At 70.9% G+C, this 20,242-nt stretch carries 18 protein-coding genes; 5 read left to right on the top strand and 13 right to left on the bottom strand.

Features of this window, described 5'->3' with window-relative positions; all coding sequences use genetic code 11:
* Positions 1 to 2: 2 nt before the first annotated feature.
* From ADK36_RS12775 to ADK36_RS12765, 3 genes are all read right to left on the bottom strand, one after another.
* On the bottom strand, positions 3 to 1,235 hold the full coding sequence (locus ADK36_RS12775; protein ID WP_053197507.1) for a serine hydrolase domain-containing protein: 1,233 nt from the start codon (positions 1,233 to 1,235) through the stop codon (positions 3 to 5).
* Between the two features lie 66 nt (positions 1,236 to 1,301).
* Positions 1,302 to 2,651 (bottom strand): MFS transporter, encoded by a 1,350-nt coding sequence (locus tag ADK36_RS12770; RefSeq protein WP_053197505.1) that lies wholly within the window; start codon positions 2,649 to 2,651, stop codon positions 1,302 to 1,304.
* Positions 2,648 to 3,226 (bottom strand): TetR/AcrR family transcriptional regulator, encoded by a 579-nt coding sequence (locus tag ADK36_RS12765; protein ID WP_053197502.1) that lies wholly within the window; start codon positions 3,224 to 3,226, stop codon positions 2,648 to 2,650. Before ADK36_RS12765 ends, ADK36_RS12770 begins: the two co-directional genes overlap by 4 nt.
* 91 nt (positions 3,227 to 3,317) lie before the next feature.
* Here ADK36_RS12765 and ADK36_RS12760 point away from each other — a divergent pair, with 91 nt between their 5' ends.
* From ADK36_RS12760 to ADK36_RS12755, 3 genes are all read left to right on the top strand, one after another.
* A complete protein-coding gene (locus tag ADK36_RS12760) occupies positions 3,318 to 3,767 on the top strand; it encodes a PPOX class F420-dependent oxidoreductase (protein ID WP_053197500.1) in 450 nt (149 codons plus the stop codon).
* An 80-nt stretch (positions 3,768 to 3,847) separates the two neighbouring features.
* Entirely contained in the window at positions 3,848 to 3,988 is a 141-nt protein-coding gene (locus ADK36_RS49450) for a hypothetical protein (protein WP_199830176.1), read from the top strand.
* 120 nt (positions 3,989 to 4,108) lie between these two features.
* Positions 4,109 to 4,519: a VOC family protein gene (locus tag ADK36_RS12755; RefSeq protein WP_053197498.1), complete on the top strand. Its 411-nt coding sequence runs from the start codon at positions 4,109 to 4,111 to the stop codon at positions 4,517 to 4,519.
* 122 nt (positions 4,520 to 4,641) lie between these two features.
* Here the strand turns inward: ADK36_RS12755 and ADK36_RS12750 are convergent, their stop codons facing one another.
* Together ADK36_RS12750 and ADK36_RS12745 are read right to left on the bottom strand one after the other, a co-directional pair.
* Positions 4,642 to 5,982, bottom strand: coding sequence for an MFS transporter (locus tag ADK36_RS12750; RefSeq protein ID WP_053197496.1), 1,341 nt, complete (start codon positions 5,980 to 5,982; stop codon positions 4,642 to 4,644).
* Positions 5,983 to 6,190: 208 nt separating this feature from the next.
* The gene (locus ADK36_RS12745; protein WP_048579308.1) at positions 6,191 to 6,856 is read right to left on the bottom strand and encodes a TetR/AcrR family transcriptional regulator; all 666 of its coding nucleotides are present in this window, start codon (positions 6,854 to 6,856) and stop codon (positions 6,191 to 6,193) included.
* Positions 6,857 to 7,025: 169 nt separating this feature from the next.
* Here ADK36_RS12745 and ADK36_RS12740 point away from each other — a divergent pair, with 169 nt between their 5' ends.
* Both ADK36_RS12740 and ADK36_RS12735 read left to right on the top strand, forming a co-directional pair.
* Positions 7,026 to 7,919 (top strand): shikimate dehydrogenase, encoded by an 894-nt coding sequence (locus ADK36_RS12740; protein ID WP_048579307.1) that lies wholly within the window; start codon positions 7,026 to 7,028, stop codon positions 7,917 to 7,919.
* Between the two features lie 23 nt (positions 7,920 to 7,942).
* A complete protein-coding gene (locus ADK36_RS12735) occupies positions 7,943 to 9,730 on the top strand; it encodes a bifunctional sugar phosphate isomerase/epimerase/4-hydroxyphenylpyruvate dioxygenase family protein (protein ID WP_053197494.1) in 1,788 nt (595 codons plus the stop codon).
* Positions 9,731 to 9,736: 6 nt separating this feature from the next.
* Here ADK36_RS12735 and ADK36_RS12730 read toward each other — a convergent pair whose 3' ends face one another.
* Genes ADK36_RS12730 through tkt form a run of 8 tightly spaced genes read right to left on the bottom strand, consistent with a single transcriptional unit; the run spans position 9,737 to position 20,133 of the window.
* Entirely contained in the window at positions 9,737 to 11,203 is a 1,467-nt protein-coding gene (locus ADK36_RS12730; protein WP_053197492.1) for a hypothetical protein, read from the bottom strand.
* Between the two features lie 52 nt (positions 11,204 to 11,255).
* Complete coding sequence (locus ADK36_RS12725) at positions 11,256 to 11,843, bottom strand: histidine phosphatase family protein (RefSeq protein WP_053197491.1); 588 nt, start codon at positions 11,841 to 11,843, stop codon at positions 11,256 to 11,258.
* Between the two features lie 6 nt (positions 11,844 to 11,849).
* Positions 11,850 to 12,728 (bottom strand): phosphogluconate dehydrogenase (NAD(+)-dependent, decarboxylating), encoded by an 879-nt coding sequence (gnd, locus tag ADK36_RS12720; RefSeq protein WP_053197489.1) that lies wholly within the window; start codon positions 12,726 to 12,728, stop codon positions 11,850 to 11,852.
* 1 nt (position 12,729) lies between these two features.
* Positions 12,730 to 14,406 (bottom strand): glucose-6-phosphate isomerase, encoded by a 1,677-nt coding sequence (pgi, locus tag ADK36_RS12715; protein ID WP_048579302.1) that lies wholly within the window; start codon positions 14,404 to 14,406, stop codon positions 12,730 to 12,732.
* Positions 14,399 to 15,334 carry a glucose-6-phosphate dehydrogenase assembly protein OpcA gene (gene opcA, locus ADK36_RS12710; protein ID WP_048579301.1) on the bottom strand — a complete coding sequence of 312 codons (936 nt, stop codon included), beginning with the start codon at positions 15,332 to 15,334 and terminating at the stop codon, positions 14,399 to 14,401. The genes pgi and opcA overlap by 8 nt, the downstream gene beginning before the upstream one ends.
* On the bottom strand, positions 15,331 to 16,860 hold the full coding sequence (zwf, locus tag ADK36_RS12705) for a glucose-6-phosphate dehydrogenase (RefSeq protein WP_048579300.1): 1,530 nt from the start codon (positions 16,858 to 16,860) through the stop codon (positions 15,331 to 15,333). The genes opcA and zwf overlap by 4 nt, the downstream gene beginning before the upstream one ends.
* Positions 16,857 to 18,038, bottom strand: a complete 1,182-nt coding sequence (gene tal, locus ADK36_RS12700; RefSeq protein WP_048579299.1) for a transaldolase — start codon at positions 18,036 to 18,038, stop codon at positions 16,857 to 16,859. Before tal ends, zwf begins: the two co-directional genes overlap by 4 nt.
* 19 nt (positions 18,039 to 18,057) lie before the next feature.
* Entirely contained in the window at positions 18,058 to 20,133 is a 2,076-nt protein-coding gene (tkt, locus tag ADK36_RS12695; RefSeq protein ID WP_048579298.1) for a transketolase, read from the bottom strand.
* Positions 20,134 to 20,242 lie beyond the last annotated feature (109 nt).

Below are 20,242 nucleotides of genomic sequence, written 5' to 3'. Positions count from 1 at the left end.
TCTCAGGAGTCCGTGACGGCCTCGTTCACGAGCCGCTTGAGGTCCTGGAACAGTGTGTGCGAGGTTCTGGGCCGCACCTGCGTCATGAACTGCACCGTCAGGTCGTGGCGCGGGTCGACCCAGAACGTGGTGGTCGCCACCCCGCTCCAGCCGTAGGCGCCGAGGACGGTCGGGGCCTTCGTCCGTGTCGGGTCGATCACCACCGAGACACCGAGGCCGAAGCCCATGCCGTCGTTGCCGGCCTCGTCATGGGCGGGGCGACTGCCGAAGGCCCGCAGGTCGGCGCCGCCCGGGAGGTGGTTGGACGTCATCAGGTCCACGGTCTCGGGGGCCAGCAGCCGGGTGCCGTCGAGCTCGCCGCGGCGGCGCAGCAGCTCCATGAAGCGATGGACGTCGTGCGCGGAGGCGGCCATACCGCCGCTGCCGGACAGGAAGCGGGGCCGGCCGCGCAGCGGGAGCCCGGGGATCGGCTCGATGCCGCCGCCGTCGGTCTCGCCGTACAACTCCGAAAGCCTCCCCGCCTGTTCGTCGCTCACACAGAACCCGGCGTCGGTCATCCCGAGCGGCCCGAAGATCCGCTCGGCGAAGAACGCGTCGAGCGGCTGCCCGGACACCACCTCGATGACCCGGCCCAGGACGTTCGTGGCGACCGAGTAGTTCCACTGCGTGCCCGGCTCGAACTGCAACGGCAGGCTCGCGTACACGTCGACCGTCCTGGCCAGGTCGGAGCCGGGCAGCACGGCCGACTCCAGGTTGGCGTCGCGGTACAGGGCGTCGACGGGGTGGGTGTGGTAGAAGGCGAAGGTCAGTCCGGCCGTATGGGTCATCAGGTGCCGGACGGTCATCGGTCCCTCGGCGGGGCGGGTCACCGTGTCGGCGCCGGATCCGCTGACATACACCCGGGGCTCGGCGAAGGCGGGCAGGTGGCTGCCCACCGGGTCGTCGAGCGACAGCTTGCCCTCCTCCACCAGCAGCAGCGCGGCCACCGAGGTGACCGGCTTGGTCATGGAGTAGATCCGCCACAGCGTGTCGGCCTCGACGGGCAGCCCCGCCGCGAGGTCCCGATGGCCGTGGGTGGTGAGGTGGGCGACGCGACCGCCACGGGCCACGGACACCAGGTAGCCGGGTATCCGCCCCTCGTCGACATAGTGGGCGAAATGCTGGTCGAGGCGGTCCAGCGCCTTCGCGTCCAGCCCGACCTCACCCGGGTCGACCTCTTGTGTCAGCAGTGCCATCGTTCTCCTCCGAATACGTACGACGAGGGTGCGCTCCGGCATACCCCGGCGGAACGGCCTCTGATCTCATCGTCGCGCAGGAACACGTGTACGGTCCGTCGATTGGCCATGATCGTCTTTCGGCGTGGCCTGCCGCCCCGGCAGCCCCCGGCCCAGCGCCACACCGGCCAGGGCGAGGGCGGCGAAGACACCCAGCGGCAGCCCGGAGCCGCCCCCCGCTCCCATGAGGGCGGTCGCGGCGGCCACGCCCAGCACGGGCCCGACGTTCATCGCGGTCTGCTGAAGCCCGCCCGCCACACCGGCCGACCCGATGGCGGCCTCCCGTACGACGACATGGGTCGCCGCCACCATCACCGTGCCGAACCCGGCCCCCACCAGGGCGAACCCGGCGCAGAGGGCGGGGATGGCCGACGCGCGGGAGAGGACCAGGATCCCGAGCGCCAGGACCGCCATCGCCGCCACGGTCGTACGGCGGGCCCCGGCCCGGCGCAGCAGCACCGCGCAGGTGGGCGCCGCGACCACCATCAGCAGGGCCAGCGGCAGGCTGACCAGAGCGCTGCGGAACGGGTCCAGGCCGAGCGGGCCCTGCAACAGGAAGGTGCCGACGAACAGCGCGCCCGACAGCGCCGCCGACGCGGCCACCAACATGCCGAGCGCCGACCCGACGGCCACCGATCCGATGACGTCGACCGGCAGCAGCGGACTCGCGGCACGGCGCTCGTGCCGGACGAAGGCCACGCCGGTGACCGCGGCGGTCGCGGCCGTGAAGGCCCACCCCGGCAGTGCGACGAGGGAGTGGACCAGACAGGCCAGGGCCACCGCGAGCAGGAGCGCTCCGGGCAGGTCGAGCCGGGCCGGGGAGGGTGGGCGCGGGGGCCGTACGGTCAGGGCGAGCAGACCGAGGACGAGGGCGGGGACGACATTCAGCAGGAACACGGCGCGCCAGCCCGGCCCCGCCACCAGCGCCCCGCCCACCACCGGCCCGGCGGCGGCCGCCACCCCGATCGCGGCGGTCCGTACGGCGATCGGCGCCCGCAGCCGGTCGGGCGGGAACGCGGCCCGCAGCATCCCGAGCGTGGCCGGTTGCAGCAGCGCACCGAACACGCCCTGCACGACCCGTAGTCCGATCACCCAGCCGACGCCGGGCGCCACCGCGATGCCGGCCGACGCCGCCCCGAAGCCGAGCATGCCGATGCCGAAGAGCCGATGGTGCCCGTACCGGTCGCCGAGCCGCCCGGCGAACACCAACAGGCTTGCCACCGCGATCAGATAGCCGGTGCTGGTCCACTGGACCTGCGCGAAGGAGGCGTCCAGGCCGCGTCGCAGGCTGGGCTGGGCGACGGTCAGGACGGTCCCGTCGAGTGCGACGATCACGGCGCCGACGACGCTGCTCGCGAGAGTGAGTCGCGGGTTCACTCGCCCACCGGCCCGAGGTGCGCCTCCAGGGACGACCGCAGCAAGGGCCCGAAGTCATCCGTATCCGTGGCGAGTTGGAGACTTCCCCAGCCCCACAGCTGCGCGATGCCGTGCAGGTTGGCCCACAACGCACCCGCGACGAGCCGGGCGTCGGCGTCGGGACGCACCTGGACGACCAGCTCCACCAGGCGGCCGAAGAGCGGCAGGCTGGTGTCCCGCAGCCCCAGGTGACCGCTTTCCAGCAGATCGTGACGGAACATCAGCTCGTACATGCCGCGATTGCCCAGCGCGAACTCCAGATAGACCCGCCCCAGCGCGGACACCTGGGCCCGCGGGCTCGCCGTACCGTCCTCGACCGCCGCGGTCGCCCGCCGACCCAGCTCCTCGAACCCGCGTCGTGCGATGGCCGACAGCAGCTCCAGGTGGGTGGCGAAGTAGCGGCGCGGGGCGCCGTGCGAGACGCCGGCCCGGCGGGCGATCTCCCGCAGGGTGAGCGCCTGGGCGCCCTCGCGGGTCACGAGATCCACGCCGACGTCGATGAGCCGGGCCCGAAGTCCTGATTCGGATTCCTGCATAGACAGTGTCTACCATGATCGAGTAGACAGTGTCTACGCTGGGCGGGCGAAGGAGGGAATGGGCAGGCCGCTCGACGCGGTTGCTCCAGACATGACTCAGGACGCCACCCAGAACGCACTGCTCGCACTGTTCTCCGAGAGCCACGGCGGGGTGCTGGTCACCCTCAAACGCGACGGCCGGCCGCAGCTGTCGAACGTCAGCCACGCCTACTACCCCGACGAGCGGATCATCCGCGTCTCGATCACCGACGACCGCGCCAAGACCCGCAACCTGCGCCGGGACCCCCGGGCGTCGTACCACGTCACGACCCCCGACCGGCGGGCGTACACCGTCGCCGAGGGCACGGCCGACCTGGCGCCGGTCGCTCAGGACCCGTACGACGCCACGGTCGAGGAGCTCGTCCGCCTCTACCGGGACGTCCTGGGTGAGCATCCCGACTGGGAGGACTTCCGGGCGGCGATGGTCCGGGACGGGCGGCTGGTGCTTCGGCTGCGGGTGGAGCGGGTGTACGGCATCGCGAAGGGCGCCAACCGGGGCTGAGCCTCCGTCACCTCCCCTGCCTGCCGTTAGGGTTGATCACCTGGGAGTGACGTGGAGACACGGGCGGGGGAGTGCGCGGCATGATGGATCCGATTTCGCTGGGCGCGATCGGCGTGGTGCTCGGAGCGGTCGGAACGGGCATGGCGAACGAAGCCGGCAAGTGGCCTGGGAGTCGGCGGGCGGCCTCGTCCGCCGTGACGGCATCCTCGACGCCCGCCTGACACACCCCGCCGGGCCGGAGGACTAGGGCGCTGGGCGGAGGGCCTATGACCGATGGCCCGGCGCACGGGAGCCGCCTACGCTGCCGAGCGGATCAATGCCGATCAGATGGAGGGTCGATCATGCCGGTCAACGGCCGCAGCCACATCCGTATCGCCCGTCCGTCCAGGGATCTCGCCGCGGCGGAGCGGTTCTGGGTCGAAGGGCTGGGACTCGCTGTCGTATGGCGGGCCGTGGGCGGCGGGGAACCGGGCGAGCACGACCTGTTGATGCTGGGCTGGCCGGACGCCGGCTGGCATCTGGAACTCGTCCACGAGGCCGCCCACCCGGTCGAACCCCGCCCGACCGAGGAGGACCTCCTCGTCGTCTACGTGGACGGGCCCGTGCCGGACGACCTGGTGGCCCGGCTGGAGCGGCACGGCGGCAAGCGGGTCGTGTCGCCGAACCCGTACTGGAACGAGTGGGGCGTCACGATCGAGGACCCGGACGGGTACCGGCTGGTGCTGTGCAGGAGGGGCTGGTCGAACGCGTAGCGCCGCGACACGTCACGACTCGGGCCCTCGGAGCTGTCTCTGCGTCCGAGGACCCGAGTGGTGGAGTGGCCGGGTGACCGGGTGACCGGGTGACCGGGTGACCGGTGGGGTGAGCCAGCGGATCAGGCCGCGACGCTCTCCCGCTGGGCCGTCTTGTCGGAGGCGCGTTCGCCGAGCTGTTCCGTCGGGACCTTCGCGGTCTCGCGGGCGGTGAGCGCGGCCACGATCGGAGGCACGCACAGGGCCGCCGTGAAGAGGGCCACCGCGGACCAGTCGTCGCCGTTCGGGCCGGCGATCTGCGCGGCGAAGGTGACCGCGAAACCGGCGACCGCGAAGCCGATCTGGGTGCCGATGGCCATGCCGGACAGCCGGACCCGGGTGGAGAACATCTCGCCGTAGAAGGAGGGCCACACGCCGTTCGCGGCGCTGTAGACCACACCGAAGGCGACGATGCCCAGAACCAGGGTCAGCGGGTAGGAGCCGGTGGAGATCGCCCACAGGTAGAGGAACATCGTCACCGCGCTGCCGGCCGCGCCGATCAGGTACACCGGACGGCGCCCGATGCGGTCCGAGAGCGCGGCCCACAGCGGGATCGCGCCGAGCGCGACCAGGTTGGCGAGCGCGCCCACCCACAACATGGCGGACCTGTCCATCCCGACCGAGTCGCTGGTGGCGTACGACAGCGCCCACACCGTGAAGATCGTGCTGACCGAGGCGACCAGGGCACCGGCGATCACCCGCAGCACATCCGCCCAGTGCTCCCGCATCAGCACGGCGAGCGGCAGCTTGACGACACCCTCGGCGGCGGCCTGCCGCTCGAAGGCCGGCGTCTCCTCCAGCTTGCGGCGGATGACGTACCCGACGACGGCGACCGCGATGCTCATCCAGAACGGAACCCGCCAGCCCCACGACAGCAGCTGCTCCTCCGGGAGCGCGGCGACCGGGATGAAGACCAGGGTGGCCAGCAACTGCCCGCCCTGGGTGCCGCTCAGCGTGAAGCTGGTGAAGAAGCCGCGCCGGTGTGGTGGCGCGTGTTCCAAGGTCATCGAGTTGGCGCTGGCCTGCTCGCCGGCCGCCGAGATGCCCTGGAGCACCCGGCACAGCACCAGCAGCACGGGGGCGAGCGTGCCGACCTGGTCGCGGGTCGGCAGACAGCCGATGAGGAACGTCGACACACCCATCAGGATCAGCGTGAAGACCATGATCTTCTTACGCCCCAGCCGGTCGCCGTAGTGACCGAGGAATAGCGCGCCGACCGGCCGGGCCGCGTACGCCACGCCGAACGTGGCCAGCGAGAGCAGGGTCGCCGTCGCCGGGTCGGACTCGTCGAAGAAGACCTCGGGGAAGATCAGCGCGGCGGCGCTGCCGTAGATGAAGAAGTCGTAGTACTCCAGGGCGCTGCCGATCCAGGCAGCCGTGGCCGCTTTCTTCGGCTGGCCGACGGCGGTGTCGGGGACGGACACAGGGGTGCTCCTTCGAGGGGACTCCACCATATGGGGGAGCGAGTGCAGAGGAGAGGCGCCGGATCCCTGGGGTGACGGGTCGGCCGACCGGGAGCTACCCGGTTAATTAACCCACTGGATAGTTAGTAGCGGATGGCTACGGATGTTGCGCCGAGGTTTCCCGAGTGTCAAGAGGTCGAGCCGAAGGATCTCGCCTGTCGGCCCTCGGTCAGTCCTCGGCCCGCGGTGCCGTCAGGTACGCGATCACCATGTCGCCGAGCATCGTGCGGTAGTGCTCGCGCTGCGCCGGATCCACCAGGTCACGGCCGAACAGGGCACCGAAGGTGTGCCGGTTGGAGACCCGGAAGAAGCAGAAGGAACTGATCATCGCGTGCAGGTCGACGGCGTCCACGTCGGCCGTGAACAGGCCGGACCGCTGCCCCGACGCCAGGATCCGGCGGATCACGTCCAGTGCGGGTGAGCCGATCTTGCCGAGCTTCTCGGAGGCGGCGATGTGCTCGGCCCCGTGGATGTTCTCGATGCTGACCAGGCGGATGAAGTCGGGGTGCTGCTCGTGGTGGTCGAAGGTCAGCTCCGCCAGCCGGCGGATGGCCGCGACCGGGTCCAGATGCTCGACGTCGAGCTGCTGCTCGGTCTCCCGGATCACGCCGTACGCCCGCTCCAGCACGGCTGTGAACAGCTGTTCCTTGCCGCCGAAGTAGTAGTAGATCATCCGCTTCGTGGTGCTGGTCCGGGCGGCGATGTCGTCGACCCGGGCCCCCGCGAAGCCGACCCGGGCGAACTCCTGCGTCGCGACGTCGAGGATCTCGGCCTGGGTGCGGGCGGCGTCACGGGTCCGCCCGTTGCTGCGTGCCGGCTCTTCGACGCTGGTCATCGGCTTCCTTCGGCGAGGGGTGAGCGCGCCCCGGTGGCCCACCCGCGTGCCGGTGATTGTAGAAGCCCGGTCGTCTCCCGTGTCGGGGCAGGCCTTCCCAGGCTCCGGTCCGCCTGCTATTACTAACTCACCAGTTCGTACATTAGTGAGCCGCTCAGGAGGTCCACCGGTGGGCAAGGACGCCAAGGACTCATATCTCGTCGGGCTGATCGGCTCCGGCATCGGACCGTCGCTCAGCCCGGCGCTGCACGAGCGGGAGGCCGACCGGCAGGGTCTGCGCTATCTGTACCGGCTCATCGACATCGACACGCTCGGCGTCCCGCCGCAGGCGGTGGGCGACCTGGTGCGGGCCGCCCGCGACCTCGGTTTCGACGGGCTCAACATCACGCACCCGTGCAAGCAGCTCGTCATCGAGCACCTGGACGCACTCGCCCCGCAGGCCGAGGCGCTGGGCGCGGTCAACACCGTGGTCTTCGAGGACGGCAGGGCCGTCGGCCACAACACGGACGTCACCGGTTTCGCCGCGTCGTTCGCGCGCGGGCTGCCGGACGTGCCGCTGGAGCGGGTCGTGCAGCTGGGTGCCGGGGGAGCGGGGGCGGCCGTCGCACACGCCATGCTGACACTGGGCGCCGAGCGGGTCACCGTCGTGGACGCGCTGCGTGACCGGGCCGGCGATCTCGCCGCGGCGCTGAACGGGCACTTCGGCGCGGGCCGGGCGGTCGGCGCCACCCCGGACGCACTGCGCACCCTGATCGGTCGCGCCGACGGCCTCGTCCACGCCACCCCCACCGGCATGGCAGCCCACCCCGGCCTGCCCCTCCCGGCCGAGCTGCTCCACCCGGGGCTGTGGGTCGCCGAGGTCGTCTACCGCCCGCTGGAGACGGAGCTGCTGCGCACGGCCCGGGCGCTGGGCTGCGCCACCCTCGACGGGGGCGGCATGGCGGTCTTCCAGGCCGTGGACGCGTTCCGCTTGTTCACCGGGCGTGAGCCCGACAGCACGCGCATGCTCGCGGACATCGCCGAGCTCGCCGAACGCGCGGGCGCCGTAGGAACCCCCAGCTAGCAGAGTCAGGAAGAGGTACCGGCATGCGAACTTCCATCGCCACCGTCTCCCTCAGCGGATCCCTCACCGAGAAGCTCACGGCCGCCTCCCGGGCCGGCTTCGACGGCGTGGAGATCTTCGAGAACGACCTGCTGGCCAGCCCGCTGACCCCGGAGGAGATCCGGGCGCGCTGTGCGGATCTGGGGTTGAGCGTCGACCTCTACCAGCCGATGCGGGACATCGAGGCCGTGCCCGCCGACGAGTTCGCCCGCGGTCTGCGCCGCGCCCGGCACAAGTTCGAGGTGATGCGGCGGCTCGGCGCCGACACCGTCCTCGTCTGCTCCAGCGTGCACCCGCTCGCCGTGGACGACGACGCGCTCGCCGCGTACCACCTGCGCCAACTCGCCGACCTGGCCCAGGAGTTCGGCCTCCGGGTGGCGTACGAGGCACTCGCCTGGGGGCGGCACGTCAGCACGTACGACCACGCCTGGCGCATCGTCGAGGCGGCCGACCACCCGGCCCTCGGCACCTGCCTGGACAGCTTCCACATTCTGTCCCGTGGCTCGGACCCCAAGGGCATCGAGGACATCCCCGGCGAGAAGATCTTCTTCCTCCAGCTCGCCGACGCCCCGCTGCTCGCGATGGACGTCCTCCAGTGGAGCCGCCACTACCGCTGCTTCCCCGGCCAGGGCGGCTTCGACGTCGCCGGCCTCGTCCGCCACGTCCTGCGCACGGGATACGACGGCCCCCTCTCCCTGGAGGTCTTCAACGACGTCTTCCGCCAGGCCGAGGCCGGCCCGACCGCCGTCGACGCCCACCGCTCCCTCCTGGTCCTCCAGGAGACGGTCGGCGTCGCCACCCCGCCCGCGCCCGTCGTCCCCACCGGCATCGCCTTCGCCGAACTGGTCACGCCCGACGCCGAACCGGTCTCGGCCGTCCTCGGCGCCCTGGGCTTCGCCCGCACCGCACGGCACCGCAGCAAGCCGGTCGACCTGTGGCAGCAAGGCGAGGCCAGGATCCTGGTCAACACCTCCGGCGCCGCACGCCGGGACGGCACCGGGCTCGCCGCGATCGGCCTTGAGTCACCCGACCCGACCGGCGCCGCCCGCCGCGCCGAGGCCCTCCTGGCCCCCGTACTGCCCCGGCGCCGCGCCCCTGAGGACGCCCCGCTCGACGCGGTCGCGGCACCCGACGGCACGGAACTCTTCTTCTGCGCGACCCAGCGGAACGAACTGCCCAACTGGCGCGCCGACTTCACGGACGTCGCCCACCGGGCCGGGACCCCGGGCGTCCACGGCATCGACCATCTCGCCCTCACCCAGCCCTGGCACCACTTCGACGAGGCGACCCTCTTCCACCGCAGCGTCCTCGGCCTGCACGCCCAGGAGAGCGTCGACGTCGCCGACCCGTACGGCCTGATGCGCAGCCGCGCCGTCACCAACGCCGACGAAAGTGTGCGGATCGCCCTGAGCGTGGGCGCGGCGCCGACCGACGACACGGTGCACGCCCAGCACATCGCGCTGACCACGGACGACGTGGTCGCCGCAGCGCGCCGCTTCCGGGCGGCGGGCGGCCGGCTGCTGCCGATCCCCGCCAACTACTACGACGATCTGGCGGCGCGGTACGAGTTCCCGGACGGCGAGCTGGAGACGTATCGCGAGCTGGGCATCCTCTACGACCGTGACGCGCACGGCGAGTTCCGGCACTGCTACACCGTGACGGTCGGCCGCGTCTTCTTCGAGCTGGCGCAGCGCGACGGCTACCGGGGCTACGGCGCCCAGAACGCGCCGGTGCGGCTGGCCGCCCAGCACGCGGGGCGGCCGGTCCGATGACGGGAGTCACTGGCGGCTGACGGTCCGGGTGACACCGGCGATGACCGTGGTGGCCAGGATCCAGCCGGTGAGGACGAGGACGTACGCCAGGGCCTGCTGTCCGCCCTCCGGGGCGAAGGCCGGTTCCTGCCCGAAGGAGATCACCGGGAGCAGCAGGTCGAGCGTGTAGAACACCGGGTTGAAGTGCGGTGCCTCGTCCGCCTTCAACGGCGGGGGCGCGTCCAGCGCGAAGGCCACCGACCCGATGGCGAGCAGCGACAGCAGCCAGCCCAGGGCCCGCATCGGCCGGAACCCGTAGCCGACGGTGGCGTCCTGGACGTGACCCCACAGGCGGCCGTACCAGGGCAGGGTGGTGCGGTGGCGGCGCTGCTTGGCGAGCTGGACGAGACGGGCGGCGTGATCGTCGCCGGTGCGGCGGTAGGAGGCCGTCAACTGCTCGTATCCGTGCGGGTCGAACGTGTCGCCGTCCCGCTCCAGCATGGGCAGTCGGTGCTCCGGCGGCACGTGCGGGGTCAGGGAGACGTACGTGAGGTCGAGTATGCGGACCTGGTCCGACAGCATCTCGGGTGCCAGGTTCAGGTGGTCTATCTGGGAGCGCCGCAGGTTCAGCATGCCTTCCATCGGCGGGCCCTTGCGCAGCCACACCTCGCCGATGACACAGCTACTCGCATGCAACGCGGTACCGCCGGGGTTGGACAGCCGGCTGTAGAGCAGGTCGAGCAGACCGGGTATGCGGGCGCCGCGCAGATCGATCCGGCCGTGCGCGCCCAGACGCCTGCACAGGACGTTGGCGCCCACCTCCAGGGCCTCGGCGTGGAGCACAAGGCCGCCGGGCCGCCGGAGTTCGGCGTTCTCCAGGCGGAGCGAGCCGCTCACTGTGGCGCCGTCGAGCCGGATCTCTCCGTGCGTACGCAGACGCGACGCGCACAGGTCCTCGCCGACGGTCACCTGGTGGAGCTGGAGGACGGGGGCCTCGGTCCCCTCCGGCACGATGATCTCGGCACCCTCCAGACACAACGCCCCGGCGATCTGCGCCCCGCCGAGCCGTACCCGCCCCCTGAACCGGCAGCTCGTCAGCCGCAGCCCTCCGTCGACCCGCATCCGCGCGCCCGCCAGACCGGGCAGCCGGGACCCGGTCAGATTGAGGTACTTCAGCTGGGCGCCGGAGAGGTCCGGAACCTCTTCGAAGTGACAGTGGCTCAGGCGGGCGACGCTGTCGATCGTCGCGTACCGCACGTCCAGCACACCGGCGATCCGCGCGCCCGCCACCTTGAGGGCGGCCACCTCGCCGCTCTCCACCGGCCCGTCGAGCAGCAGTGCCCTCAACACCGCGGCGCGCACGGTCCGTTGCGGTCCCCAGTCGGCGCCGTCGGGCGCGCTGTCGTCCTCCGCCGTACGGAAGTCCACGGCTTCGCCCCGGGGAAAGGCCTGCCACACCCGCAGCTCGGCCGGCGTCAGATCGTTGATCTCCATCAGCGGGGACTCTGACGCCGGCCTGCCGAACCTGTCAACTCCGCCAGGGGGGTTACGGCCGGGTGTTCCACTCGGCGATCACAGGCCGACCGTGCTCCGTCGACAGCCGGCTCACCGTGCCCGTCGCCAGCTGGAACAGGCGCCCCTCCGCCGGGGCGAGCCCCAGTCGGCGGGCGGTCACCACGCGCAGGAAGTGACCGTGGGCCACGAGGACGGCATCGCCGTCGAGCAGCGCCACGTCCACCCGCGAGAGCACCCGGTCGGCCCGCGCGCCCACCTCGGCCGGGGATTCCCCGGGGTGACCGTCCGGGCCCGGTGGCACCCCGTCGGTCCACAGGTACCAGTCGGGGCGGGAGCGGTGGATGGTGACGGTGGTGACGCCCTCGTAGCCGCCGTAGTCCCATTCGTGCAGGTCCGGGTCCGGTACGGCCCCGGCGACGCCCGCCAGTTCGGCGGTGCGGACCGCGCGGCGCAGCGGGCTGGTCAGGGCCAGGGAGAAGGTCCGGCCGGAGAGGAGCGGGGCAAGGGACTTGGCCTGCTCCTCTCCGGCTTGCGTGAGGGGGAGGTCGGTCCAGCTGGTGTGCTGTCCCGACCTGCTCCACTCCGTCTCACCGTGGCGGACCAGTAGGAGATCCCCCACGGCGGGCTACTCCTTCGACTCGACGGCGTGCCCGCCGAACTGGTTGCGCAGCGCCGCGATCATCTTCATCTGCGGGGAGTCGTCCTGGCGGGACGCGAACCGCGCGAAGAGGGAGGTGGTGATCGCCGGGAGCGGCACCGCGTGGTCGATGGCGGCTTCCACCGTCCAGCGTCCCTCGCCGGAGTCCTGGGCGAAGCCCTTCAGCTTCTCCAGGTGCTCGTCCTCGTCGAGCGCGTTGACCGCGAGGTCCAGCAGCCAGGAACGGATGACGGTGCCGTCCTGCCAGGAGCGGAAGACCTCCCGGACGTTGTCCACCGACTCGACCTTCTCCAGCAGCTCCCAGCCCTCGGCGTAGGCCTGCATCATGGCGTACTCGATGCCGTTGTGGACCATCTTCGCGAAGTGCCCGGCGCCCACCTTGCCCGCGTGGACGTACCCGTACGGCCCCTCCGGCTTGAGCGCCTCGAAGATCGGCTTGAGCCGGTCGACGTGCTCCTTCTCGCCGCCCACCATCAGGGCGTAGCCGTTCTTCAGGCCCCACACGCCGCCGGAGACGCCCGCGTCGACGAAGCCGATGCCGTGCTTGCTCAGCTCCTGGGCGTGCTTCTCGTCGTCCGTCCAGCGGGAGTTGCCGCCGTCGACCACCGTGTCGTACGGCTTGAGGAGGCTGCCCAGCTGGTCGATCACCAGCTGGGTGGGGTGGCCGGCCGGGACCATGACCCACACCGTGCGCGGCGCGTCGAGTTGGTCGACGAGGTCGGCCAGGCTCGCGACGTCGGACAGTTCGGGGTTGGTGTCGTAGCCGACGACCGTGTGGCCGGCGTTGCGCAGGCGCTCGCGCATGTTGCCGCCCATCTTGCCGAGACCAACAAGACCGATCTGCATGTCAGTTCACTTCCTTGAGTTCACGGTAGGCGGCCACGAGGGCGGCGGTGGAGGGGTCGAGGCCGGGGACCGAGCCCGCCGCGGCAGCGGCTGATGTAAACGCTTCGGTGAGGGCGGGCTCGACGCGCTTGGCGAGGACCTTGCCCAGCTCGACGCCCCACTGGTCGAAGGAGTCGATGTTCCAGACGGCGCCCTGCACGAACACCTTGTGCTCGTAGAGGGCGACCAGCTGGCCGAGGACCGACGGGGTCAGCTCGGGGGCGAGGATCGTGGTGGTGGGGTGGTTGCCGAGGAAGGTGCGGTGCGGGACCTGCTCCTCGGGCACGCCCTCCGCGCGCACCTCGTCCGCGGTCTTGCCGAAGGCGAGCGCCTGGCCCTGCGCGAAGAGGTTCGCCATCAACAGGTCGTGCTGCGCCTTGAGTTCGTCGCTCAGTTCCGCGACCGGACGGGCGAAGCCGATCAGGTCGGCCGGGATCAGCCGGGTGCCCTGGTGGATCAGCTGGTAGTAGGCGTGCTGCCCGTTGGTGCCGGGCGTGCCCCACACCACGGGACCGGTCTCCCAGTCCACAGCCTGCCCGTCGCGGTCGACCGACTTGCCGTTGGACTCCATGTCGAGCTGCTGGAGATACGCCGTGAACTTCGACAGGTAGTGCGAGTACGGCAGCACCGCATGGGATTCGGCGCCGAGGAAATTGCCGTACCAGATGCCCAACAGGCCCAGGATCACCGGGGCGTTGGCCTCGATGGGCGCGGTGCGGAAGTGCTCGTCGACGGTGTGGAAGCCGTCGAGCATCTCCCGGAAGCGCTCCGCGCCGATGGCGATCATCAGGGACAGGCCGATCGCCGAGTCGTAGGAGTAGCGGCCGCCGACCCAGTCCCAGAACTCGAACATGTTGTCCGGGTCGATGCCGAAGTCCGTCACCTTCTCGGCGTTCGTCGACAGGGCGACGAAGTGCCTGGCGACCGCCTTGTCCTCGCCGCCGAGCCCGGCCAGCAGCCAGGAGCGGGCCGAGGTGGCGTTGGTGATCGTCTCGATCGTGGTGAACGTCTTGGACGCGACGATGAACAGCGTCTCCGCCGGGTCCAGGTCACGGACCGCCTCGTGGAGGTCGGCGCCGTCCACGTTGGACACGAACCGGAACGTCAACTCCCGTGCCGTGAACGGGCGAAGAGCCTCGTACGCCATCGCGGGCCCGAGGTCGGAGCCGCCGATGCCGATGTTGACGACATTGCGGATACGGCGGCCGGTGTGGCCGGTCCACTCGCCGGAGCGGACGCGGTCCGCGAACGCGCTCATCTTGTCGAGCACCGCGTGGACCTGGGGCACGACGTTCTCGCCGGCCACCTCGATCACGGCCTCGCGCGGCGCCCGCAGCGCGGTGTGCAGCACGGCCCGGTCCTCGGTCACGTTGATCCGCTCGCCGCGGAACATCGCGTCCCGCAGCCCGGTCACGTCGGTCGCGACGGCCAGTTCCCGCAGCAGGGCGAGCGTCTCGTCGGTGATCAGCTGCTTGGAGTAGTCGATGCGCAGATCACCGACGCGTACGACGTACCGCTCGGCGCGGGAGGGGTCGGCCGCGAACAGCTCACGCAGCCGCGGGCGCTGGAGCGCGTCCGCGCGGTGGTCCTCCAGGGCCGCCCACTCGGGGCGCCGGGTGAGCCTGGCAGTCTCAGACATGAGAGGGGTTCTCCTTGGTGGCCTCGCCCCGCAGGGCGACGGCGTACATCTCGTCCGCGTCGAGGCGCCTGAGCTCCTCGGCGATGAGTTCGGAGGTGGTGCGGACCTTCAGCGCCAGGGTGCGGGACGGCTGGTCCGGCAGGGACAGCGTGGCCAGCGGACCCTCGGGACGGTCGATGACGATCTCACCGTTCTCGGTGCCCAGACGCACGCCGGTCACGACCGGTCCGGCGGTGACGACGCGCTCGGCGGTGACGTGGAGGCGGGCCTCCAGCCAGCGGGCCAGCAGCTCGGCGGCCGGGTTGTCGGCCTCGGCCTCCACGACGGCCGAGATGATCGGCACCCGGGCCTGGTCCAGGGCCGCGGCCAGCATGGAGCGCCACGGGGTGAGCCGGGTCCAGGCGAGGTCGGTGTCGCCGGGCGCGTAGGAGCGCGCGCGGGCCTCCAGCTCCGCCTGCGGGTTCTCGGTGGTGTACAGGTCGGTGATCCGGCGCTGCGCCAGCGCGCCCAGCGGGTCCTTCGCGGGGTTCTCCGGTGCCTCAACCGGCCACCACACCACGACCGGCGCGTCCGGCAGCAGCAGCGGCAGCACCACCGAGTCGGCGTGCTCGGACACCTCGCCGTACATGCGCAGCACGACCGTCTCACCGGTCCCGGCGTCGGCGCCCACCCGGACCTCGGCGTCGAGGTGCGAGCGGGTGCGGTCGCGCGGGGTGCGGGCGTGCCGCTTGATCACGACCAGGGTGCGGGCGGGGTGCTCGTGCGAGGCCTCCTCGGCCGCCTTGATCGAGTCGTACGCGTTCTCCTCGTCCGTGACGATCACCATCGTCAGGACCATGCCCACGGCCGGCGTGCCGATCGCGCGGCGGCCCTGCACCAGCGCCTTGTTGATCTTGCTTGCCGTGGTGTCGGTCAGGTCGATCTTCATGGCCTGCGCCAGCTCCGTCCGTCTCGTGCGAGCATCTCGTCGGCTTCCTCGGGTCCCCAGCTCCCGGACGCGTACTGCGCCGGCTTGCCATGGGTGTCCCAGTACTCCTCGATCGGGTCGAGGATCTTCCAGGACTCTTCCACTTCCTGGTGACGGGGGAACAGATTGGCGTCCCCGAGAAGGACATCCAGGATGAGCCGCTCGTACGCCTCCGGGCTGGACTCCGTGAACGACTCGCCGTACGCGAAGTCCATCGTGACGTCCCGGATCTCCATCGAGGTGCCCGGCACCTTGGAGCCGAACCGCACCGTCATGCCCTCGTCCGGCTGGACGCGGATGACGATCGCGTTCTGGCCGAGCTCCTCGGTGGCGGTGGAGTCGAACGGGGAGTGCGGCGCCCGCTGGAAGACGACCGCGATCTCGGTGACCCGCCGCCCGAGCCGCTTGCCGGTGCGCAGGTAGAACGGCACGCCCGCCCAGCGCCGGTTGTCGACGTTCAGCTTGACGGCGGCGTAGGTGTCGGTCTTCGACCGCGGGTCGATACCGTCCTCCTGGAGGTACCCGAGCACCTGCTCGCCGCCCTGCCAGCTCGCCGCGTACTGCCCGCGCACGGTGTGCTCGCCCAGGTCCTGAGGCAGCTTCACCGCCTTGAGTACCTTCAGCTTCTCGGTGAGCAGCGAGGCGGCGTCGAAGGCGGCCGGCTCCTCCATGGCCGTCAGCGCCATCAGCTGGAGCAGGTGGTTCTGGATGACGTCACGGGCCGAGCCGATGCCGTCGTAGTAGCCCGCCCGGCCGCCGATGCCGATGTCCTCGGCCATCGTGATCTGTACGTGGTCGACATACGACCGGTTCCAGATCGGCTCGAACATCTGGTTGGCGAACCGCAACGCCAGGATGTTCTGGACGGTCTCCTTGCCCAGGTAGTGGTCGATGCGGAAGACCTGCTCCGGGTCGAACACGTCGTGCACGATCGCGTTCAGCTCACGCGCGCTGGTGAGGTCGTGGCCGAACGGCTTCTCGATGACCGCCCGCCGCCAGGACCCCTCGGGGGCGTCCGCCAGCCCGTGCTTCTTCAGCTGCTGCACGACGTTCGGGAAGAACTTCGGCGGCACGGAGAGATAGAAGGCGTAGTTGCCGCTCGTACCGCGGGCCTTGTCGAGCTCGTCGACGGTGCCGCGCAGCTGCTCGAACGCCTCGTCGTCGTCGAAGGCACCCGGGATGAACCGCATGCCCTCGGAGAGCTGCTGCCAGACCTCCTCGCGGAACTCCGTACGGGCGTGCTCGCGCACCGAGTCGTGCACGACCTGCGCGAAGTCCTGGTCCTCCCAGTCCCGGCGGGCGAACCCGACGAGGGAGAAGCCCGGCGGCAGCATCCCGCGGTTGGCGAGGTCGTACACGGCCGGCATCAGCTTCTTGCGGGACAGGTCGCCGGTGACCCCGAAGATGACGAGCCCGGACGGGCCCGCGATACGGGGCAGACGGCGGTCGCGCGGGTCGCGCAGGGGGTTGTCCCAGTCGGAGATCATTCTGCGTCAGCTCCCTTGCTGCCGAGGGACTTCTCGACGGCGTCCAACAGGTCCTGCCACGCCACCTCGAACTTGGCGACGCCCTCGTCCTCCAACCGGGTGACGACCTCGTCGTACGAGATCCCCAGCGTCTCCACGGCGGCCAGGTCGGCACGGGCCTGCGCGTAACCGCCGGTGACGGTGTCGCCGGTGATCTCGCCGTGGTCGGCGGTGGCGTCGAGCGTGGCTTCGGGCATCGTGTTGACAGTGCCCGGCGCGACCAGCTCATCCACGTACAGGGTGGACTTGTACGCCGGATCCTTCACGCCGGTGGAGGCCCACAGAGGGCGCTGCTTGTTGGCCTTGGCACCGGCGAGGGCGGCCCAGCGGTCACCCACGCGTGTCGAGTTGTCGGCAGAGCCGAACCGATCCTCGTATGCCTCGTAGGCGAGGCGGGCGTTGGCGAGCGCGGCCCTGCCCTTGAGCGCGAGGGCCTCGTCCGTGCCGATCGCGGTCAGCCGCTTGTCGATCTCGCTGTCGACACGGGAGACGAAGAAGGAGGCGACGGAGTGGATGCCGGACAGGTCCAGGCCGTTCGCGGCGGCCTTCTCCAGACCGGCGAGGTAGGCGTCCATGACCTCGCGGTAGCGCTCCAGGGAGAAGATCAGCGTGACGTTGACGCTGATGCCCTGGCCGATGACCTCGGTGATGGCGGGGAGTCCGGCCTTGGTCGCCGGGATCTTGATCATCACGTTGGGCCGGTCGACCAGCCAGGCCAGCTGCCGGGCCTCGGCGATCGTGGCCGTCGTGTCGTGGGCGAGCCGCGGGTCGACCTCGATGGAGACCCGGCCGTCCCGGCCGTCGGTGGCGTCGTAGACGGGCCGCAGGATGTCGGCGGCGGCGCGCACGTCCGCGGTGGTCATCATGCGCACGGCCTCGTCGACCGTGACGCCGCGCACCGCGAGGTCGGCGAGCTGCTCCTCGTAGCCCTCGCCGGAGCCGATGGCGGCCTGGAAGATGGACGGGTTGGTGGTGACGCCGACGACGTTCTTGCCGGCGACGAGTTCGGCGAGGTTGCCGGACTCGATCCGCTTGCGCGACAGGTCGTCCAGCCAGATCGAGACGCCTTCGTCGGAGAGGCGCTTGAGGGTGCCGGCGGTCGCGGTGGTCGCGGTCGCTTCGGTGGTCACAGTGATCAACTTCCTTCTGGCGTTCGGATCAACCGCGGGCGGCGGCCAGCGATTCGCGGGCTGCGGCGGCGACGTTCTCGGGGGTGAAGCCGTACTCGGCGAACAGGGTCCCGGCATCGGCGGAGGCACCGAAGTGCTCCAGGGAGACGATGCGTCCCGCGTCGCCCACGAACCGGTACCAGGTGAGCCCGATACCGGCCTCGACGGCGACCCGCGCCTTCACGGCCGGCGGCAGGACACTCTCGCGGTATTCGCGCGGCTGCTCCTCGAACCACTCCACGGACGGCATCGACACCACCCGGGTACCGATCCCGTCGGCCTCCAACCGCTCCCGCGCGGCGACGGCGAGCTGGACCTCGGAACCGGTGGCGACGAGGATCACCTCGGGCGTCTCGCCGGAGGACTCCTTCAGGACGTAACCGCCCTTCGCCGTATCGGGGTTGACCGGGAGCGTCGGCACCCCCTGGCGGGTGAGCGCGAGCCCGTGCGGGGCCGGGTTGGTGGAGTGCCGCTTGAGGATCTCGGCCCAGGCGACCGCGGTCTCGTTGGCGTCGGCCGGGCGGACGACGTTCAGGCCCGGGATGGCGCGCAGCGAGGCCAGGTGCTCGACCGGCTGGTGGGTCGGGCCGTCCTCGCCGAGGCCGACGGAGTCGTGCGTCCAGACGTACGTCACCGGCAGCTGCATCAGGGCCGACATGCGCACGGCGTTGCGCATGTAGTCGGAGAACACCAGGAACGTACCCCCGTAGATGCGGGTGTTGCCGTGCAGGGCGATGCCGTTCATCTCGGCGGCCATGGAGAACTCGCGGATGCCGAAGTGGACGGTACGGCCGTACGGGTCGGCCTCCGGCAGCGGGTTGCCCTTCGGCAGGAACGAACTCGTCTTGTCGATGGTGGTGTTGTTGGAGCCGGCCAGGTCGGCCGAGCCGCCCCACAGCTCCGGGACCACGGCGCCGACGGCCTGGAGCACCTTGCCGGAGGCGGCACGGGTGGCGACCGACTTGCCCTCCTCGAAGACCGGCAGGGCGTCCTCCCAGCCCTCGGGCAGCTGCCCGGCGACGATCCGGTCGAACAGCAGGGCGCGCTCGGGGTTGGCGGAGCGCCAGGCGCCGAGCTGCTTGTCCCAGGCCGCGTGCGCCTCGGCGCCCCGGTCCAGGGCACGGCGGGCGTGGGCGAGGACCTCGTCGGCGACCTCGAAGCTCTGCTCGGGGTCGAAACCGAGGATGCGCTTGGTGGCGGCGATCTCGTCGGCGCCGAGAGCGGAGCCGTGGGAGGCCTCGGTGTTCTGGGCGTTGGGGGCGGGCCAGGCGATGATCGTGCGCATGGCGATGATCGAGGGGCGCTCGGTCTCGGCCTGCGCTGCCCTGAGCGCCGCGTACAGCGCGTGGACGTCGATGTCGCCGCCCAGCGCGGGCTCGATCCGCTGCACGTGCCAGCCGTACGCCTCGTAGCGCTTGAGCACGTCCTCGGAGAACGCGGTCGCGGTGTCGCCCTCGATGGAGATGTGGTTGTCGTCGTAGAGGAAGACGAGGTTGCCGAGCTTCTGGTGGCCGGCCAGGGAGGATGCCTCGGCGGAGACGCCCTCCTCCAGGTCGCCGTCGGAGACGATCGCCCAGATGGTGTGGTCGAACGGGGACTCGCCCTCGGGAGCCTCCGGGTCGAAGAGGCCGCGCTCGTAACGGGCGGCCATCGCCATGCCGACGGCGTTGGCGACGCCCTGACCCAGCGGGCCGGTCGTCGTCTCGACTCCTGCCGTGTGCCCGTACTCCGGGTGACCCGGCGTCTTCGAACCCTGGGTCCGGAATGCCTTGAGGTCGTCGAGCTCCAGCTCGTACCCGGCGAGGAACAGCTGGGTGTAGAGGGTCAGCGAGGTGTGGCCGGGGGAGAGGACGAAACGGTCCCGGCCGGTCCACTCAGGGTCGGCGGGATCGTGCCGCATCACCTTCTGAAAGATCGTGTACGCCGCCGGGGCGAGGCTCATCGCGGTGCCCGGGTGGCCGTTGCCGACCTGCTGTACGGCATCGGCCGCCAGAAGGCGGGCCGTGTCGACGGCACGCCGGTCGAGTTCGGTCCATTCGAAGCTGTCCGGTGTCTGCGTGCTCATCTTCAAAAAATCCTCGATCGCAGCGAAGTGGCTGGTCCAACGCGTTCAAAAGTAAAAGTCTGACTTTTACGAGGGAAGGTCGGCGTGTGTCACGCTGTGGTGAAAGTGG

The sequence above is a fragment of the Streptomyces viridochromogenes genome, assembly GCF_001270495.1.
GTDB classification, from domain to species: domain Bacteria; phylum Actinomycetota; class Actinomycetes; order Streptomycetales; family Streptomycetaceae; genus Streptomyces; species Streptomyces viridochromogenes_A.
Note: the sequence above shows the minus strand (reverse complement) of the source record. Positions and strands in the feature narration are given on the sequence as shown.

Bases quoted from the DNA above. Each gene is read 5' to 3' on its own strand.
- ADK36_RS12775 (WP_053197507.1), bottom strand. From the start codon at position 1,235: ATGGCACTGCTGACACAAGAGGTCGACCCGGGTGAGGTCGGGCTGGAC.
- ADK36_RS12765 (WP_053197502.1), bottom strand. From the start codon at position 3,226: ATGCAGGAATCCGAATCAGGACTTCGGGCCCGGCTCATCGACGTCGGC.
- ADK36_RS12760 (WP_053197500.1), top strand. From the start codon at position 3,318: ATGACTCAGGACGCCACCCAGAACGCACTGCTCGCACTGTTCTCCGAG.
- ADK36_RS49450 (WP_199830176.1), top strand. From the start codon at position 3,848: ATGATGGATCCGATTTCGCTGGGCGCGATCGGCGTGGTGCTCGGAGCG.
- ADK36_RS12755 (WP_053197498.1), top strand. From the start codon at position 4,109: ATGCCGGTCAACGGCCGCAGCCACATCCGTATCGCCCGTCCGTCCAGG.
- ADK36_RS12745 (WP_048579308.1), bottom strand. From the start codon at position 6,856: ATGACCAGCGTCGAAGAGCCGGCACGCAGCAACGGGCGGACCCGTGAC.
- ADK36_RS12735 (WP_053197494.1), top strand. From the start codon at position 7,943: ATGCGAACTTCCATCGCCACCGTCTCCCTCAGCGGATCCCTCACCGAG.
- ADK36_RS12730 (WP_053197492.1), bottom strand. From the start codon at position 11,203: ATGGAGATCAACGATCTGACGCCGGCCGAGCTGCGGGTGTGGCAGGCC.
- gnd (WP_053197489.1), bottom strand. From the start codon at position 12,728: ATGCAGATCGGTCTTGTTGGTCTCGGCAAGATGGGCGGCAACATGCGC.
- pgi (WP_048579302.1), bottom strand. From the start codon at position 14,406: ATGTCTGAGACTGCCAGGCTCACCCGGCGCCCCGAGTGGGCGGCCCTG.
- opcA (WP_048579301.1), bottom strand. From the start codon at position 15,334: ATGAAGATCGACCTGACCGACACCACGGCAAGCAAGATCAACAAGGCG.
- zwf (WP_048579300.1), bottom strand. From the start codon at position 16,860: ATGATCTCCGACTGGGACAACCCCCTGCGCGACCCGCGCGACCGCCGT.
- tkt (WP_048579298.1), bottom strand. From the start codon at position 20,133: ATGAGCACGCAGACACCGGACAGCTTCGAATGGACCGAACTCGACCGG.